Raw genomic sequence first — 2,363 nt, 5'->3', positions numbered from 1 at the left:
GGCGGGCCAATGGCCCGCCGAAACTGTTTTTAATATTTTTATTTTAAATAAAGTCAAATTCCCTTCTCTCTTTCCATTTCTCTGAAAGCCCACTCCGCCATTGCATGAATGACAGGAATTAAATCTTTTCCTGATTCGCTCAGGTTATACGTCACATGAGGTGGAACCACAGGCTTAGCCGTCCTGATGATTAAACCGTCATTTTCCAGCTGTCAGGTGCTGAATCAACATCTTTTCTGTAACTGCAGGAATTGACCGTTTGAGTTCGCTGTATCTTTTATCGCCCGTTGAAAGGTGATATAAAATGATCGGTTTCCAATAGCCTCCGATTTTTTCCATCACATACGTGACCGGACAGAGGCCGAGTGCATATTTTTTATTCTGCTGAATGGTAGAACTTTCTTTAATGGCTGTCATAATACATACTTTAGGGTAAGTACTTGTATAAAAGTAAGTACAAATATACCTTTGTTCTCAGAAATAACAACATTAAAAATTAAATATTTCAGTTATGAAAATTATAATCACGGGCTCATTAGGAAATGTAGCAAAACCACTTGCACAACAACTGATTAAAGAAGGTCACAAAATCACCGTTATCAGCAGTGATGAAAGCAAAAGAAGTGATATCACAGCTTTAGGCGCTGACGCAGCCATTGGGTCGATAACTGATCTGGAATTTTTAACCAAGACTTTTCAGGGAGCAGATGCTGCCTTCCTGATGACACCACCCAACATGGGAGGCATCAACATTATTGAAAATACCATCGGCGCAGGAAAAAATTACGCAGAAGCAATTAAAAAAACGGGAGTAAGGAAAATTGTAATGCTGAGCAGTATTGGCGTTGAATCTCCAGTAGATAACGGCCCGATAAAAAGTTTGTATTCAATAGAAAAGTTTTACAGTGCTATTGAAAATACCTCTGTAACCTTTTTGAGAGCGGGATATTTTTACTTGAACTTTTTCAATGACATTCCACTGATTAAAAATGCAGGGATTATTGGTGCTAATTTCCCGGAAAGTGCATCCATTCCATTAGTTCACCCCACTGATATTGCCAAAGCTGCCGCCGTAGAGTTGGTGAAATTTTCTGAAGGCAAAAATGTAAAATATATTGTGGGTGATGTTCGACCAGCCTCTGATTTTGCTAAAGTTTTCGGAAATGCTGTCGGCAAGCCTGATCTTCCATGGGTTGAATTCACAGATCAAGATGCTCTGAACGGAATGCTAAACGCAGGAGTTCCACAGGAGATGGCTGAACTTTATACAGAAATGGGATCAGGAATACGAACCGGCGTTGTGCAGAAAGATTTTATTGAACATGATTCTGTTATTGATGGAGATATAAAGTTGGAAGAATTTGGAAAAGAGTTTGCAGAAAGGTTTAATTCTTAAGGAGTTTTTAATTTTAATTAAAAACTAAGATTTTCATCAAGCTTTTGGAATTTTAAAAAAATAATCGGCGAGTGATGAGCTTGCCGATTGTTTTATTTGTGAATATTTTTGATAGGATATTCTATCCTTTATTATTTCGTACCGTTGGGACTTTTATCTTATTTCTTTAAAATTGGTTTTAAAACTTTCAGTTTTCCATCAATTTTTTCGTCGATTTTTAAACCTAAAATTTTCGCGACTAAGGGATAAACATTTACATTTTCAAATTCATTTATTTTATGATTATTTTGAAATGCCGAACCCCACGCAAAGAATGTTGCTTTCATTTCAGGAACCAGCTTCGGATCGTAGCCATGTTTTCCGAGAGAGGTTTTCTGATTTTTTTCTAAAAAGACTTTCGGAGCTTTCGGAATCAGAAGGATTTGACCAATTCTGCTGTAGCTGTCGTCTCTTGTGGCGAAATGCAGATACTTCGGAAGATTTTTATCTAGATAGACTTCATAGTCTTCGGTTTTACCGGCCTTTAATTCTCTGAAAACAGCCTTAACCTCATTTGGATTTTTAACATAAACTCTCAGCAAAGTCTGGGAATTATAAAAATCAAATCTGTTTTTGTCAAAAAGTACTGCCGGAATTTCCAGAGGATTTCCACCATCCACCTGAATCATCCCGTGGTCTGAAACAAAGATGAAACTGACATTTTTCAAACCTAAATCATTGACTTGCTGAACTAAATTTCCAATCGCAGCGTCTACCAACTGAACTGCAAGTTCCGTTTCTCTTGCTTCAGGTCCGAAATGATGCCCTGCCCCATCCACTTCAGGAAAATACATAGAAATAAAATGAGGTCTTTTCTCTTCAGGCAATTTCAGCCAGTTCATCACTTTATCAACTTTTTCTGAAGGTCTAAATTTCTCGTGATATGGATAATAATACGTTGGCCTTTTGCCACCAGCATCACTTCCTG

4 protein-coding genes are annotated in these 2,363 nt (G+C 37.6%); 1 reads left to right on the top strand and 3 read right to left on the bottom strand.

Going from position 1 to position 2,363, the window contains the following annotated elements; genetic code table 11:
• Nucleotides 1–53: 53 nt before the first annotated feature.
• Nucleotides 54–155: a winged helix-turn-helix transcriptional regulator gene (locus ASG21_RS20700; protein WP_277814185.1), complete on the bottom strand. Its 102-nt coding sequence runs from the start codon at nucleotides 153–155 to the stop codon at nucleotides 54–56.
• A gap of 43 nt (nucleotides 156–198) precedes the next feature.
• The gene (locus ASG21_RS20695; protein WP_277814184.1) at nucleotides 199–417 is read right to left on the bottom strand and encodes a helix-turn-helix domain-containing protein; all 219 of its coding nucleotides are present in this window, start codon (nucleotides 415–417) and stop codon (nucleotides 199–201) included.
• A gap of 94 nt (nucleotides 418–511) precedes the next feature.
• On the opposite strand from ASG21_RS20695, the gene ASG21_RS18125 reads away from it, so the two are divergent.
• Nucleotides 512–1,396 carry an NAD(P)H-binding protein gene (locus ASG21_RS18125; protein ID WP_056084064.1) on the top strand — a complete coding sequence of 295 codons (885 nt, stop codon included), beginning with the start codon at nucleotides 512–514 and terminating at the stop codon, nucleotides 1,394–1,396.
• Between the two features lie 158 nt (nucleotides 1,397–1,554).
• Here ASG21_RS18125 and ASG21_RS18120 read toward each other — a convergent pair.
• Nucleotides 1,555–2,363 (bottom strand): alkaline phosphatase family protein (locus ASG21_RS18120; RefSeq protein ID WP_241773531.1); only part of this gene is annotated, 809 nt, incomplete at its 5' end.

This window comes from Chryseobacterium sp. Leaf394 (assembly GCF_001424105.1).
Taxonomy (GTDB): Bacteria; Bacteroidota; Bacteroidia; order Flavobacteriales; family Weeksellaceae; genus Chryseobacterium.
This window is presented reverse-complemented; position numbering and strand designations above follow the sequence as displayed.